At 68.1% G+C, this 12,303-nt stretch carries 17 protein-coding genes; 6 read left to right on the top strand and 11 right to left on the bottom strand.

Annotated elements, in window-relative coordinates; translation table 11 throughout:
• The first annotated feature begins 35 nt into the window (after positions 1–35).
• Positions 36–692: a mycofactocin system transcriptional regulator MftR gene (gene mftR, locus ACYQ1K_RS02695; RefSeq protein WP_459981229.1), complete on the top strand. Its 657-nt coding sequence runs from the start codon at positions 36–38 to the stop codon at positions 690–692.
• 72 nt (positions 693–764) lie between these two features.
• On the opposite strand, the gene ACYQ1K_RS02690 is transcribed toward mftR, so the two are convergent.
• Positions 765–2,447 carry an alpha-amylase family protein gene (locus tag ACYQ1K_RS02690; RefSeq protein ID WP_459981226.1) on the bottom strand — a complete coding sequence of 561 codons (1,683 nt, stop codon included), beginning with the start codon at positions 2,445–2,447 and terminating at the stop codon, positions 765–767.
• A 392-nt stretch (positions 2,448–2,839) separates the two neighbouring features.
• On the opposite strand from ACYQ1K_RS02690, the gene ACYQ1K_RS02685 reads away from it, so the two are divergent.
• Both ACYQ1K_RS02685 and ACYQ1K_RS02680 read left to right on the top strand, forming a co-directional pair.
• Entirely contained in the window at positions 2,840–3,058 is a 219-nt protein-coding gene (locus ACYQ1K_RS02685) for a hypothetical protein (protein WP_459981224.1), read from the top strand.
• A complete protein-coding gene (locus ACYQ1K_RS02680) occupies positions 3,055–3,222 on the top strand; it encodes a hypothetical protein (RefSeq protein ID WP_459981222.1) in 168 nt (55 codons plus the stop codon). Before ACYQ1K_RS02685 ends, ACYQ1K_RS02680 begins: the two co-directional genes overlap by 4 nt.
• Positions 3,223–3,287: 65 nt before the next feature.
• Here ACYQ1K_RS02680 and ACYQ1K_RS02675 read toward each other — a convergent pair whose 3' ends face one another.
• The 9 genes from ACYQ1K_RS02675 to ACYQ1K_RS02635 form a co-directional block, all read right to left on the bottom strand.
• Positions 3,288–3,965 (bottom strand): HU family DNA-binding protein, encoded by a 678-nt coding sequence (locus tag ACYQ1K_RS02675; protein WP_459981220.1) that lies wholly within the window; start codon positions 3,963–3,965, stop codon positions 3,288–3,290.
• Between the two features lie 230 nt (positions 3,966–4,195).
• Positions 4,196–4,474, bottom strand: coding sequence for a hypothetical protein (locus ACYQ1K_RS02670; RefSeq protein ID WP_459981217.1), 279 nt, complete (start codon positions 4,472–4,474; stop codon positions 4,196–4,198).
• 108 nt (positions 4,475–4,582) lie between these two features.
• Positions 4,583–5,359, bottom strand: a complete 777-nt coding sequence (locus ACYQ1K_RS02665) for an MOSC domain-containing protein (RefSeq protein ID WP_459981215.1) — start codon at positions 5,357–5,359, stop codon at positions 4,583–4,585.
• A 100-nt stretch (positions 5,360–5,459) separates the two neighbouring features.
• A complete protein-coding gene (locus tag ACYQ1K_RS02660; RefSeq protein ID WP_459981212.1) occupies positions 5,460–6,758 on the bottom strand; it encodes an RNA polymerase sigma factor in 1,299 nt (432 codons plus the stop codon).
• Between the two features lie 23 nt (positions 6,759–6,781).
• Complete coding sequence (locus ACYQ1K_RS02655) at positions 6,782–7,156, bottom strand: YciI family protein (protein WP_459981209.1); 375 nt, start codon at positions 7,154–7,156, stop codon at positions 6,782–6,784.
• A 197-nt stretch (positions 7,157–7,353) separates the two neighbouring features.
• The gene (locus tag ACYQ1K_RS02650) at positions 7,354–7,527 is read right to left on the bottom strand and encodes a CsbD family protein (RefSeq protein WP_459981207.1); all 174 of its coding nucleotides are present in this window, start codon (positions 7,525–7,527) and stop codon (positions 7,354–7,356) included.
• A gap of 95 nt (positions 7,528–7,622) precedes the next feature.
• Complete coding sequence (locus ACYQ1K_RS02645) at positions 7,623–8,054, bottom strand: hypothetical protein (protein WP_459981202.1); 432 nt, start codon at positions 8,052–8,054, stop codon at positions 7,623–7,625.
• A 106-nt stretch (positions 8,055–8,160) separates the two neighbouring features.
• Positions 8,161–9,009 (bottom strand): methyltransferase domain-containing protein, encoded by an 849-nt coding sequence (locus ACYQ1K_RS02640; RefSeq protein WP_459981198.1) that lies wholly within the window; start codon positions 9,007–9,009, stop codon positions 8,161–8,163.
• A 262-nt stretch (positions 9,010–9,271) separates the two neighbouring features.
• A complete protein-coding gene (locus ACYQ1K_RS02635; RefSeq protein ID WP_459981196.1) occupies positions 9,272–9,991 on the bottom strand; it encodes a DUF3159 domain-containing protein in 720 nt (239 codons plus the stop codon).
• 246 nt (positions 9,992–10,237) lie between these two features.
• Here ACYQ1K_RS02635 and ACYQ1K_RS02630 point away from each other — a divergent pair, with 246 nt between their 5' ends.
• Both ACYQ1K_RS02630 and ACYQ1K_RS02625 read left to right on the top strand, forming a co-directional pair.
• Positions 10,238–10,495 (top strand): hypothetical protein, encoded by a 258-nt coding sequence (locus ACYQ1K_RS02630; protein ID WP_459981194.1) that lies wholly within the window; start codon positions 10,238–10,240, stop codon positions 10,493–10,495.
• Between the two features lie 31 nt (positions 10,496–10,526).
• The gene (locus ACYQ1K_RS02625; RefSeq protein WP_459981192.1) at positions 10,527–10,922 is read left to right on the top strand and encodes a DUF1801 domain-containing protein; all 396 of its coding nucleotides are present in this window, start codon (positions 10,527–10,529) and stop codon (positions 10,920–10,922) included.
• A 42-nt stretch (positions 10,923–10,964) separates the two neighbouring features.
• On the opposite strand, the gene ACYQ1K_RS02620 is transcribed toward ACYQ1K_RS02625, so the two are convergent.
• A complete protein-coding gene (locus ACYQ1K_RS02620) occupies positions 10,965–11,435 on the bottom strand; it encodes a hypothetical protein (RefSeq protein WP_459981190.1) in 471 nt (156 codons plus the stop codon).
• 230 nt (positions 11,436–11,665) lie between these two features.
• Here ACYQ1K_RS02620 and ACYQ1K_RS02615 point away from each other — a divergent pair, with 230 nt between their 5' ends.
• On the top strand, positions 11,666–12,130 hold the full coding sequence (locus ACYQ1K_RS02615) for a phage tail protein (protein WP_459981188.1): 465 nt from the start codon (positions 11,666–11,668) through the stop codon (positions 12,128–12,130).
• The last annotated feature ends 173 nt before the right edge of the window (positions 12,131–12,303 follow it).

The following is a 12,303-nucleotide window of genomic DNA, read 5'->3' as shown; positions in this document are numbered from 1 at the left end:
AATGGAAGGGGCAAGACACGCTAGGTTTTCCTCCGATGTCGTCTCACCCCTCCACCCAGTCCGCGGCGCCCGCTGCCGCCGCCGCACGGCCGTCGTTGCGGGGGCGCCCTGCGGTCACCTCGCACGCCGCCATCGAGCAGGCGGCGTTCCGGCTCTTCGCCGAACGGGGCTTCGACGCGACCACGCTCAGCGACATCGCCGCTGAGGCCGGGATCGGGCAGCGCACGCTGACGCGGTACTACCGCTCGAAGAACGACATCCCGTGGGGCCAGTTCGACCGCACGCTGGAGCACTTCAGGCAGCTGCTCGCCACGGCGCCGGACGACGCTCCGCTCTGGCAGCGGGTGCACCGCGCCGTCATCGGCTTCAACGAGTTCCCCGACGATGCCGAGCCTGCGCACCGCGAGAGGATGCGGCTCATCCTCGGCACACCGACGCTCCAGGCGCACTCGGTGCTGCAATATGCCCAGTGGCGCGGCGTGATCGCGGAGTACGTCGCCGCGGAGACCGGCGTCTCGGCCAGCGACCCTCTCCCCCGGCTGGTCGGGCACGTGTCCCTCGCGCTCGCCGTGAGCGCCTACGAGGAGTGGCTCGGCGTGCCCGAGACCGCTGGCCCGCACGACCGGTCGAACGCCCGGCTGCTCGCGATCCTCGACCGCGCGATGGGGAGCCTGCGCAGCTATCTGTCCTGAGCCGGGACGTCATGCGGATCGAGGAAGCGGTTGCTCCAGCCGCATGACGTCCCCGACCCAAGCCGTCTCGGGTCAGAACAGGCGCTTCGTGTCGGGCGGTCTCACCCGGAGCCAGCGATAGCCGTAGCCCTCCAGAGGCACCTCGGTCCGGCCACGGTCGTCGAGGGTCGTCCGCTTGCCGTCGACGAGAAGGTCGAGGAGCTCGTAGCTGCCGTCGCAGCCCTCGAGCTCGAGCGGCACCACGCAGCTCGTCGGGCTGAGGTTGTGCAGGGTGACCAGTCGGCGGTCGTCGTGGACGCACTCCTGAGCCAGGACGCTGCGATGCGGCTGGTCGAGCACGTGGAACTGCGACCACCCGAGCTCGGGCGACTCCCGATACCTCTTGACGAGCAACGAGATGAAGGCGAACAGCGACTCGGAGTCGGCGCGCTGGTCCGCGACGTTGACGTGCTCGGGCCCGAAGGGACCCTCGACCAGCGGTCGACGCAGGCGGGATGCCCGGGCCCGCGAGAAGCCACCGTTGGCCTCCGAGGTCCACTGCATCGGTGTCCGGACCGCCAGCCTCCCGTCGATGGCGAGGTTCTCGCCCATGCCGATCTCCTCGCCGTAGAACAGCACCGGCGTGCCGGGCATCGAGAAGAGCAGGCTGTAGACCATCCGGATCCGACGCGGGTCGCCGTCGAGCATGGACGGCAGCCGACGACGGAGCCCGCGGCCGTAGAGCTGCATGTCGGGGTCGGGACCGAACGCGGCGAACACCTCCTCGCGCTCGTCGTCGGAGAGCTTGTCGAGGGTGAGCTCGTCGTGGTTGCGCACGAACGTCGCCCACTGCGACTCCCGAGACACTCCGGGCCGCTGACTCAGGGCCCGCACAAGCGGTCGGGCGTCCTGCCGCGCCAGCGACAGATAGAGGTTCTGCATCCCGATGAAGTCGAACTGCATGGTGAGCTCGTCACCGTCGTCGCCACCGAAGAACGTCTTCTGGTCCCGATGCGGCAGGTTGCACTCTCCCAGCAGGATGCCGTCGCCGGTGCGCCTGCCGACGAACGACCGCAGCTCGCGCAGATAGGCGTGCGGATCATGGAAGCGATGCAGCTCCTGCGCGTCGACACCCGTCGTCTCGATCACGAACGGCACCGCGTCTACCCGGAAGCCGGAGACACCGAGCTCCAGCCAGTAGCCCATGGCCTTGAGGATCTCGTCGCGAACGACCGGGTTCGTCACATTGAGGTCCGGCTGGGAGCGGTAGAAGCGATGGAAGTACCATGCGGCCGCCTTGTCGTCGTACTGCCAGAGGCTGTCCTCCTTGTCCGGGAAGATCACGTCCTTGGACGTGTCCGGCGGCCGGTCGTCCCGCCAGATGTAGAAGTCACGGAACGGCGACTGCGGCGAGGATCGCGCGGCACGGAACCACGGATGCCGGTCGGAGGAGTGGTTGACGACGAGGTCGACGATCACGCGCATCCCTCGGTCCCGGGCGGTGCGGATGAACTCGACGAAGTCGCCGGACGTGCCCAGCCGCGGATCGACCCCGTAGTAGTCGGTGATGTCGTAGCCGTCGTCACGGTCGGCGGTCGGGTAGAACGGCATGAGCCACAAGCACGTCACGCCGAGATCCGCGAGATAGTCGACCCGCTCGATCAGGCCGGTGAAGTCGCCCATGCCGTCGTCGTTCCAGTCCATGAAGGTCTGGACGTCGAGACAGTAGATGACCGCCGTCTTCCACCACAGATCGCTTGTGTCGCTGAGCAGCAACCTCAACACCTCCCCGGATCCCTTCCGGGTTCCCCGACAACGCCTCTCCGACACCTCTGTGCTCCATCACACGTGACGCTGGCCACCTCGCGTCGTGAGGCACTCAGCGACAGCCCACAAGGAGATCACTCATGATCGTGCGTGTCCCGTCATCTCGTCTCGTCGCCGCCCGGCACCGCCAGTGCGCCCGAGTTCACCGCATACCCGGACGTGGAGCGACGTCTCCGCCACGCCGACGAACGGGTGCCTCCAGGGCGGACTGACCAGTCTCGACCCCATCCTGTTCATCGACGCGACGGCGTTCTGCGCCGCGTCTCATGACGGTGGCACGACGTTCGGGCAGCGGCGGTGGTGGCGGCACGGACGCCAGCGGTGACAAGGACGCCAGTCAGATGTCAGGCGATCGTGACGCCGGCGTCACGTCCGGCGCGGCCGACACCAGCACGTGCCTCGAGGACGCCACGCCCGTCACCTCCGAGCCCGACGGCTTCGCGCGATCCTTCCCGCTCGCGAGAGGAACCGTGGTGTTCAACGTGGAGGACCGGGGAGCAGACGGCGTCATCGCCACCGGCGTCACTGCGACGCCCTTCCACGAGGTGCGGACGCGATGAACTCCGCACCGAGTGCGGGCTTCGCCATCACCGGTGGTGAGACCGAGGAGAGCGACGCCGAGGCGAACTGGACCGGCAACGGCTTCACAGGACGGTGGGCGACCAAGAGATCCGCGACCTGCCCTGGCGAGACCGTGCTCCAACTGCTGTCGAAGAGAAGCTGACCCCGAGACATGGCGAACGCCCCGACGCACAACGGCGTCGAGGCGTTCGTGAGGAGACGGATGCGTTACCGCTTGGCGGCCCTCTTGGCGGCCGTCTTCGCGGGGGCAGCCTTCTTGGCCGGTGCGGCCTTCTTCGCAGACGTCGCCTTGGTGGCGGTCTTCTTCGCCGTCGTGCTCGACGCCGCCGCGGTCTTGGTGGCAGCGGCCTTTGCGGGCGCAGCCTTCTTGGCAGAAGCAGCCTTGGTGGCGGTCTTCTTCGCGGCCGTGCCGGTCGCAGCGGCCTTGGCCGGAGCAGCCTTGGTGGCAGCCGCCTTGGCCGGTGCTGCCTTCTTCGCTGCCGGAGCGGCCTTGGTGGCGGTCTTCTTCGCCGGAGCAGCCGCCGCGCCGGACGCGTTGTCCAGACGCTTGACGAGGGTCGTGACGCCGGAAGGCAGCAGCGGCACGTGCTTGGGCTCACGGCCCACCTTCACGCTGCTGTTCGCGACGCCCTTGAGACGGGTGCCGGGACGGAACTTGGCAACCGTCGACTTCTTGATCTTGACGGACTCACCGGTCTGCGGGTTGCGACCGATACGGGCAGGACGAGCAGAGGTCTCGAAAGTGCCGAACCCGGTGATCGAGACCTTCTCACCCTTCGCCACTGCGCGCTCGACGATGTCGATGATGCCGTCGAGTGCAGCAGCAGCAACCTTCTTGTCGCCCAGACGCTCGGCGAGGCGGTCGATGATGTCAGCCTTGTTCATTGTTCTCCTGAACTCGTGTGTATCGCGGGAAGATCCGGTCGAATGCTTGAAGCCCTGTTGACGCTGCTTGATACGCCGCCCGCGGGTGACAAGCGAGAGAGTACCGCGTTTACGGGCGATTTACCCGAATCCGGCACGCACTTCAAGTGTCGTGGCCGTATCGGCGCTTTCGGCATGGGCCTTCGTTAGGCCCAGAATTCAACCGAGATCGCGCTCAACCTTTGTCCGGATCACGCGCCGAACAGCCGTCGCCACCACCGCCGTCTGGCTGCCCCTGGCCTCTGATGAGCCCGTTCCCATTCCGCTTTCGTCAACAGTTTCCCGGCTTTCCGCTGTTTGGCCACGCATTCGGTATGGGCATGACGGCGATGCTCACGGTCGCCCTCCGGGAACATCAGCGTGTTCGGATTCATCGCCAACAAGCGACGGTGACAGATCGGGCAGGTATAGGTCTTCGCCTGTCTGCCTTGTGCGGGGCGCATCTCCCACCAGCGCGCCTCCTCGGTCATAGACCGAAGGCTACGGCCGATCAGACGTGAGCGTTCGTGCTTCCCATCAGTGGCCGCGCCCGGTCGCCGATCGCTTGGCAGCCTTGGCGTTCCACGCCTCCGACAGCCTCAGTGCGGTGCGGTGGCGCGTGGCATCAGCACCGAGGCCGCGTCTCCGATGGCGACGCGTCCGGGTTCCGCCACGTCACACCACAACCCGAACCTGGCCCCATGATGTCGAGCAAGCACGCGGAAGATCTCGCGGTCGGCATCGATGCCGGGTTGCTCGCGCGTCACCATCGTGCAACGAATGCAGCCTTGATCCGGGGTGAGCGTCGCGGCCCCGACCTGCAGCCTTTGGCCGAGCCATGCGTCTTCGGTCCAGCCCTCTGCGTCGTCCTCGATCAGCAGGTTCGGCCGGAAGCGCCGAGGCTCCCAGAAACCGGCCGGATGAAGCGCGCGGGCGGTGCGCAGTGATGCGGTCGTGAGCACAAGGAGCGCACCCGCGTCGACGTATCTGCTCTCAGGCATGGTCCACTCGATCGCACGGCTCGTGTCGTCGGTCGCGTCCTCGAAGAACTCGGCACGGCCGGGCGACGCCCCCACCGCCGACACCAACGAGACGGGACTGCCCAGCCATGCCGACAGCAGCCGGTCGGTCGCGTGCCCCGGGCCGTAGGCCTGTTCACGGTCAGGCAAGGTGATGAGCGGTACGCCGTCCTGCTCGCAGGCAGCAGCATGGAGCAGCTCAGGTCGTCGCCGCGCGGTGAGGATCCGGCCGGTGAGCTCGTCGCGGAGACCCCAACGCCGGTCGCCCGCGAGTCCGTCGCTCTCGATGACCTCAGCATCGAGGGCCTCCCCCTGGAGGGACTTGACGGGATAGCGCCACACACCGACGACCTTCATCGCTCACCTCCGAGCCTCGCGGCCTTCATCCAGGCCTTCGTACAGCCTGCGCCCGCACAACGGGCTCTGTCGATGAGCATCGAGGAAGGCCCGGGCGGGGTCACGTTCCGCCGGACTCCGACGCATGCTCGCGGTTCAGCTCGGCCCGGCGGCGCAGGACCATGCGCTCGCTCTCGTTCCTGGTGCGGGCCGCCGCCTCGGTGAACGCCTTGGTCGCCTCGTCATGAAGGCCGGCGCGCTCGAGAAGGTCTCCGCGCACGCTCGGCACCAGCGGTGAGTCGCCGAGTGCATCCTCCTCCAGGTCCTCCAGCACCGCCAGGCCTGCGTCCGGCCCGAACGCCCGCCCGTGCGCGACGGCCCGGTTGACCTCGACGACCGGACCGGGTGCGGCGCCAGCGAGGACGTCGTACAGGGCGGCGATCCTCCTCCAGTCCGTGTCCTCGGCACGCTGTGCGCGGGCGTGCTCCGCGGCGATCGCGGCCTGCAGGAAGTACTTCCCGACCGGTGTCCCGCGCGCGGCCAGGAGCTCGGCGCGCCGCAGCGCGGCCAAGCCGCGTCGGATGAGCAGTCGGTCCCATCGGTCGCGGTCCTGGGCCTCGAGCAGCACCGGCGCGCCGTCGTCGTCGAGCCGAGACGCCATCCGTGACCCCTGGATCTCCACCAGCGCCTGCAGTCCGAGCACCTCGGGCTCGTCGGGAGCGAGTGCGGCGAGCATGCGCGCTAGTCGCACCGCCTCGTTCGCCAGGTCGGGCCGCATCCAGTCGTCACCGGCGGTGGCGGTGTAGCCCTCGTTGAAGATCAGGTAGATCACGGCCATGACGTCGTCGAGGCGCCTGGTCCGATCCGTCCCAGTGGGCAGCTCGAACTCGGCATGGGCCTGCGACAGTGTCTTCTTGGCTCGCGAGATGCGTTGGCCGACGGTGGACTCGGTCGCCACGAACCCCCGAGCGATCTCGGCTGTCGTGAGGCCCCCGACCAGACGCAGCGTCAGCGCCGCCCGGGACTCCGGGGTCAGCGACGGGTGGCAGGACAAGAAGATGAGCCGAAGGACGTCGTCCTCGATGTGGTCCACCTGGCTGTCGAGGTCGGGCATGCTCTCGTCCTCCCCTCCGCTGGCGTGCTCGAGCTCCGCGACCTTGCGGCGGAGGTTGTCCGCGCGCCGGAAGTGGTCGATGCCACGACGCTTCGCCGTGGTCATCAGCCAGCCGGCCGGGTTCTCCGGCACACCGGTCGCGGGCCACTGCTCCAGGGCGGCCACCAGTGCGTCCTGCGCCAGATCCTCGGCGAGCTCCACGTCGCGTGTCATCCGGATGAGGGCGCCGACGAGGCGGGCCGACTCGGCCCGCCACGCGGCGATGATGGCCTCGGTGGGGCCATCCGTCCTGGGCTCTGCCGGCACGACGCCAGCGTAGTGAGTCCGGCTCAGTCGCCGGGCGCCTCCGGACCTGTCGAGATCTGGCGCAGCGTCGAGATCACGGTGACCTCGGGCCAGTGCTTCGCGTGCAGCTCGGCGAACACCTGCTGGTCGGCCACGGCCTCCTCGAGGGTGTCGTACTGCATGATGGCCCAGCCCCCGACGACCTCCTTCGCCTCGGCGTACGGCCCGTCGACCCGGGTGACCTCGCCCTTGCGGACGACGAAGTTGACGGCGTCCTCCGTGCCGTAGAGACCCCCTCCATCGAGGAAGATGCCTTGGGCGGCCCGTTCGCCGACGTGGGCGTCCATCGCGTCGAAGAGCGCCTGCGGCGGCGTCCCGACACCCTCCTCCATCCTCACGAATCCCATGAAGCGCGGCATGTCGATCACTCCTCTTTCATTGGCGGAAGCTTGCTTCTCACACGGACGTCGAACGGCGACGAGCCACTTCGACATGACGTGACGAGATATCTTCGGCGCGTCGATGCCGCGCCGCCGTGACACACGGGGGGTGGGGCAAAGAAGCGCGGAGGCGGCCATCAGGCCGCCTCCGCGCTCTCGTGATGCCGTGCCGGGACTCAGCCCTTGAACGCATCCTTCGTCTTCTCACCGGCCTGCTTCAGGTCGGCCTTCATCTGCTTCCGCTGACCGTGGCCGGTCAGGGTCGGGTCGTCGGTCGCCTTCCCGACAGCCTCTTCTGCCTTGCCCTTCGCCTTCTCGGCGGCGTGACGAGCCTTGTCTCCCACACCCATGGTCGGACCTCCTTCACTGTGCGGGGCTGCGAAAAGGAGCCCGCGCGATGGATCCTGTACCCCGGGCGCCCGAGCGGCATGCCCGCCGAAGGGGGTCAGCACTTCTTGGCTGAGACCGCCTCATCGAGGGCCTTGATGCTGTCGACAAGCCCTTGGACAGCCGTGGCCACAGCGCCGATCGTGGCAGCTGACGGCGTCGCTGCGGCCGACTGCACGCTCGTCTCGACCTGCTTGGCCGCCGCGGTCACCTTGTCGACGTCGCCGCCGAACTCCGAGTCGGCGTCGGACGTGAGCTGCTTGAGATCGTCGTTGATGGCCTGAAGATCGGTCGAGACCGTCGTCAGCACGTTGCCGTCGATCTTCACGTTCTTCAGGTCGTCGACCGATGACTTCAGTGAGCTGACGTCTTCACAGATCGCCGGCGTGCCGGACGAGCACGCCTGAAGACCGAGGAGGCTCGCGACGACGATGAGGCTCATCGCAACGGCCGGGTGCACATGTGTTCCGCGCGTGCTGACCTCCGTCATCATCCATCGCCTCTCTTCCTCTTCCCGGAAGACGGTCTCTGCCCGATGCATCAATGCTCGCCCGTCTCAGGGCTGGGCGCATCACCCGGGCCGGATGGTCCGGCCACTACGCCTTGCGACAGACGAATGCGAAGACAGTGACCGCGGAGAAGGCCCACCCCTGCTTGGCCGCTTCGGAGATCGCCTGGACGGCCGCATCCGCTGCAGAGGCGTCAAGCAGTCCGTCGGCGACTGCTTGGTCGGCGGCCATCCGGTGCAGGCGAGCCATCGCCAGCTGCTCCTGAGGGAAGACCAACGCCGAGGACCCGATGTCGGGGTCGACCACCAGCCCCGCCCCCATCGCCTGCCGCGGGATGCTGCGCGCCGCCCGCGGGTTGGCCAGCTGGCCCATGAAGGCCAACGTGAGAGCGCGGGCGGCCTCCGGATCCATGTCGGACTCCACCCGCGACTCGTGATCGGAGTCGAGCAGCAACGCGCGACCACCCTTCCTGAGGACGCGCGCGAATTCGGCGATGGCGGCCGACGGATCCGGCACGTGCTGCAGGACCCGCTCGCACCAGACGACGTCCACGCTGGCGTCGGGTAGAGGCAGCGCGGTGGCCAGCCCCTGAGTGAACTCGGCACGCGAACCCGTCTCGGCGGCCCGCTTCGTCGCGATCTCGCGGAGGGTGTCGTTCGGCTCGACGCCGAGCGCCCGGCCGTCGACACCATCGGCGCATGCCAGAGCGGCGAGCCGCCGCGTCATCGTGCCGGTGCCGGACCCGACGTCCACGCACACATCGCCGGGGCGCACATCAGCAGCCGCGAGCACCCACACGCGCAGCCGCTCGATCGACGGCGCGGCGTCCTGCAGGTCGAGGATCGTCACCATCTGCTCCACTGCGGCTTCATCGACCGTGCTGGGTCTGAACGCCGACCCCAGCGTGAACGTCTCGCCCGCCTCGCTCGCCATCATCCTCTGAGGGTGCTCCCCCGGGCTCGTTCGCGCCAGAGGCACACGACGTGCGCAGCCGCAGCGTGCCGTACGCGGGAACGACAGAAGACGGACGCAGATTCTTTCCTGAGCGACGAGCTCTTCGACTTCGGAACGCCGGACTGCCCGGGCAGGGGTTACGTCGGCCTGTTCCTCTGAAACGCAGACGGGACCTTCGCCGGCCCGGGCGATGACTTCCTCGACGGCGAGGTCACGCAGGCCGTGGAGGGATGACGCAGCCTTCTCAGGCCGCCGCTGGGACGGGAACCCTGGTCGAGACGTTGAGGTGGACGGGCTTGTTCGCGCAGACGATCCGCAGGTCCGGGATGCGCGACGCACGCCACAGGCCCCACACGGCGCACCCGCCGGCAGACAAGACGGTGCAGGCGAGGCCGAGCATGCTGGTCACCGCGACGGCGTCCACGTTCGCCAGCGTCGTCAGCGCCCAGGCGCCCAGTGCCGCGGACGCCACGTGGACACCGCCCCAGATCAGACACATCTGGGCGAACACACGCCGCAGCTCAGATCGGTCCGGGATCCCGGAGGTGTAGTCGGCGGCCAGGCGCATCATCACCGGTCGCCGGGCGAAGGTCGATCCGACGAAGAAGACTCCCTGAGCCGCGCACAGCACGACGGGGACGAACAGGTAGAGACTGACCGAGGAGACCGCGAGCCCCGCGACGGTGCGCGCCAGGAACAGGCCGAAGGCGAGCCAGCAGGTCGCCGGGACACGGACTCGTGCGGAGAGGCGGCCGCCGATGCACGCCGTACGCCATCCGAAGACCGCGAGGAGGCCCAGCATCGGGTGCCCCGCTGCGACGAGGGCGTAGAGAAGCAGACCGGGGACGACGACGACCTCGCCGACGAGCAGCAAGCCCCGGAGCAAGGCAGCCGGGAGCCGTCCGACGTGGACGAGGGTCGGCTCGACGATGGAGGGAGCAGCGGGAACGGCGGATGCGCGCATCTAGGCCGCGGTGCCGAGCTCGAGTGCGGGCATCGGGTCGTTCCTTCGTGTCAGGCACCGCCCGCGAGGCGCAGGGGTGATGTCTGGCTGGGCACGCAGGCCCGTGTTCGCGAAGACGGTAACCCGAGACCGGTGAGGAGCGGGCATCTTTCGGATGACGGACAGGTGGAGGCTGGCTTCACTTCGGCCGGAGGTCACTCATTTCGGCGGAGGCGGACGGCTCGACCACCCCGGTAGAGTCGCTCCATGGAGGCAGAGCCTGTCCCGATCGCGTACGCCGCGCTGCAGCCGGGGACGCCGGTGCAGACGGCCGACGGCCGCGACTTCGGGACCGTGGAGGCGGTGCTCGTCGATGAGCCGGTCGACGTGTTCGACGGCATCAACGTGCAGACATCCGCCGGCACCAGGTTCGTCGACGCCGACCAGATCGGTCGTATCTTCACGACGTTCGTCTGCACGACGCTTTCGTGGGACGACGCCAGCAACCTCCCCGGCGCCCGCTGACGCCGGTCGGACCGAAGCGCGAAGCCGGGACATGACGGATCGGGCCCATCCAGGCGTCGATGCCTACCTCGCCGGACCGCCACCCTGGCAGCGCGAGGTCTGCACCGAGCTGCGTCACATCATCTGGGATGCCGACCCCGAGATCGAGGAGACGATCAAGCGATCGGTCCGGCCCTACTTCGTGCTCCACGGCAACGTCGGCGCACTGCTGGCCACGAAGGACCACATCAACCTGTTCCTCTACGACCCCACGGTCCCCGACCCGGACGGCATCATCAACCAAGGGCAGGACAACGCGACCGCCCGCGCGATTCAGATCTACGAGGGCGACATCATCAACCGACCTGCGCTGGTCGAGCTGCTCCGCGCCATCGTCGCGAACAATCGGGCCGGCGGCTGGCGCCGTACGAGGACGACGAGCAGCTGATCTCGAGCCTCTCGGCGCGGCCCGGTCGTGCGGGGAGACCTGTCAGCCCCCGAGCGCGGCGCAGAGGTCGGTGGCTGCGCCCTGGTGAGACACGACGGTGAGTGTCCCGTCGGTGCCGAGAAGGGTCGTCACTCCGCCGGTGTACAGGGTGGTCGCCGGACCGCCCGGGTCCGTGTCGAACAGCAGCACGACGGAGCGTCCCGTGGCGGTGAAGGTGAGGGTGCCATCGGGGTTGTCTGTGATTCGGAACGCGCCGGCGCCCTGGATGGTGACGCTCGCCTTGGTCGTCTCGTTGTCCACGACACTCGTGCCGCTGCCAGCCGCGATGATCGCTCGCGGACCCGCCTGGATCGGGTTGCCATGACTGGTCAAGAAGGTCACGCCGACGTCGAAGCCCGGGCACGACGGTGCCACGAAATCGGCGGCGTTCGCCGGTAGCGCGGTGCCCCCGACCGCAAGGACCGCCACTCCGGCAGAGATCACCGCTCGTCGGATCGCAGGTGACAGTGACATGTTCGGCTCCTTCTCCGGTTGGGGTGGCCCACCGTCCAAGGTCCGAGAAGCAGCCACGTGCTGCCCAGACGGCTCCTTCCTCATCAGAGCACACAGCCCGTGCGATGGCGAGGCGATCTCCCCCAGATGGGGCGCTCTCCTCGCGGGTTGTCACATTCCGGCGCCCGTCATCGTCGACAGGGCAGATCACCACGGTGACTCATCCGCCCCCTCACACCTCAGGAGCACTCATGTCCTACGCAGTTGACTTCCACGACGTCTCGACCATCGGTCTGGAGTCCTCGCCCGTCGCTGAGGCGCTCGCTGGCCTGCGAGCCAATGAGGCCCGCTACTTCAAGAACAAGTATGACCACGTCTTCACGGTTCAGCCTGCGGCAAAGGCTGGAGAGGTGATCGACTGGGTGCACGAGATCCTCCAGAAGGAGCGCGACCTCGTCATCGAGTCGACGCCACTGGAGGCGACGGCCTTCGAGGTCGACGGGATACGGATGGCCTACGTCTTCTACGAGTCAGGCCTGTCGATCAACGTGATGTACACGATCGAGGACAGCGGCAAGCGCGCCGTCGGCTTCAAGCTGTCAGACGGGATGGAGGTGCCCGCGGAGCTGGCCGAGCGGTTCAAGTTCGCTCGCCAGAAGTCCAAGCTCGCGGGCACGATCCGCGGCTCGTTCTTCGTGATCAAGGGGACGTACTAGGGGTGCATCGATGACCTCGGGAGCGCCGGCGGCGACCACCAGACGAGACACCGGCCTCACTCGCCCGTCCGCGACTCCAGGCACGACCGCGCGCCTTTCGAACGTGTGTTTGTTTATAGCGTGAAACTGAGTTAGAGTGGTCGCATGCGGCGGTCGTTCGGCGAACTCGACAA

It is taken from the genome of Nocardioides sp. AN3, from assembly GCF_054653495.1.
Note: the sequence above shows the minus strand (reverse complement) of the source record. Positions and strands in the feature narration are given on the sequence as shown.

Bases quoted from the DNA above. Each gene is read 5' to 3' on its own strand.
- ACYQ1K_RS02645 (WP_459981202.1), bottom strand. From the start codon at position 8,054: ATGACGGAGGTCAGCACGCGCGGAACACATGTGCACCCGGCCGTTGCG.
- mftR (WP_459981229.1), top strand. From the start codon at position 36: ATGTCGTCTCACCCCTCCACCCAGTCCGCGGCGCCCGCTGCCGCCGCC.
- ACYQ1K_RS02635 (WP_459981196.1), bottom strand. From the start codon at position 9,991: ATGCGCGCATCCGCCGTTCCCGCTGCTCCCTCCATCGTCGAGCCGACC.
- ACYQ1K_RS02665 (WP_459981215.1), bottom strand. From the start codon at position 5,359: ATGAAGGTCGTCGGTGTGTGGCGCTATCCCGTCAAGTCCCTCCAGGGG.
- ACYQ1K_RS02650 (WP_459981207.1), bottom strand. From the start codon at position 7,527: ATGGGTGTGGGAGACAAGGCTCGTCACGCCGCCGAGAAGGCGAAGGGC.
- ACYQ1K_RS02685 (WP_459981224.1), top strand. From the start codon at position 2,840: ATGTCAGGCGATCGTGACGCCGGCGTCACGTCCGGCGCGGCCGACACC.
- ACYQ1K_RS02680 (WP_459981222.1), top strand. From the start codon at position 3,055: ATGAACTCCGCACCGAGTGCGGGCTTCGCCATCACCGGTGGTGAGACC.
- ACYQ1K_RS02640 (WP_459981198.1), bottom strand. From the start codon at position 9,009: ATGATGGCGAGCGAGGCGGGCGAGACGTTCACGCTGGGGTCGGCGTTC.
- ACYQ1K_RS02655 (WP_459981209.1), bottom strand. From the start codon at position 7,156: ATGCCGCGCTTCATGGGATTCGTGAGGATGGAGGAGGGTGTCGGGACG.
- ACYQ1K_RS02625 (WP_459981192.1), top strand. From the start codon at position 10,527: ATGACGGATCGGGCCCATCCAGGCGTCGATGCCTACCTCGCCGGACCG.
- ACYQ1K_RS02670 (WP_459981217.1), bottom strand. From the start codon at position 4,474: ATGACCGAGGAGGCGCGCTGGTGGGAGATGCGCCCCGCACAAGGCAGA.
- ACYQ1K_RS02630 (WP_459981194.1), top strand. From the start codon at position 10,238: ATGGAGGCAGAGCCTGTCCCGATCGCGTACGCCGCGCTGCAGCCGGGG.
- ACYQ1K_RS02675 (WP_459981220.1), bottom strand. From the start codon at position 3,965: ATGAACAAGGCTGACATCATCGACCGCCTCGCCGAGCGTCTGGGCGAC.
- ACYQ1K_RS02620 (WP_459981190.1), bottom strand. From the start codon at position 11,435: ATGTCACTGTCACCTGCGATCCGACGAGCGGTGATCTCTGCCGGAGTG.
- ACYQ1K_RS02615 (WP_459981188.1), top strand. From the start codon at position 11,666: ATGTCCTACGCAGTTGACTTCCACGACGTCTCGACCATCGGTCTGGAG.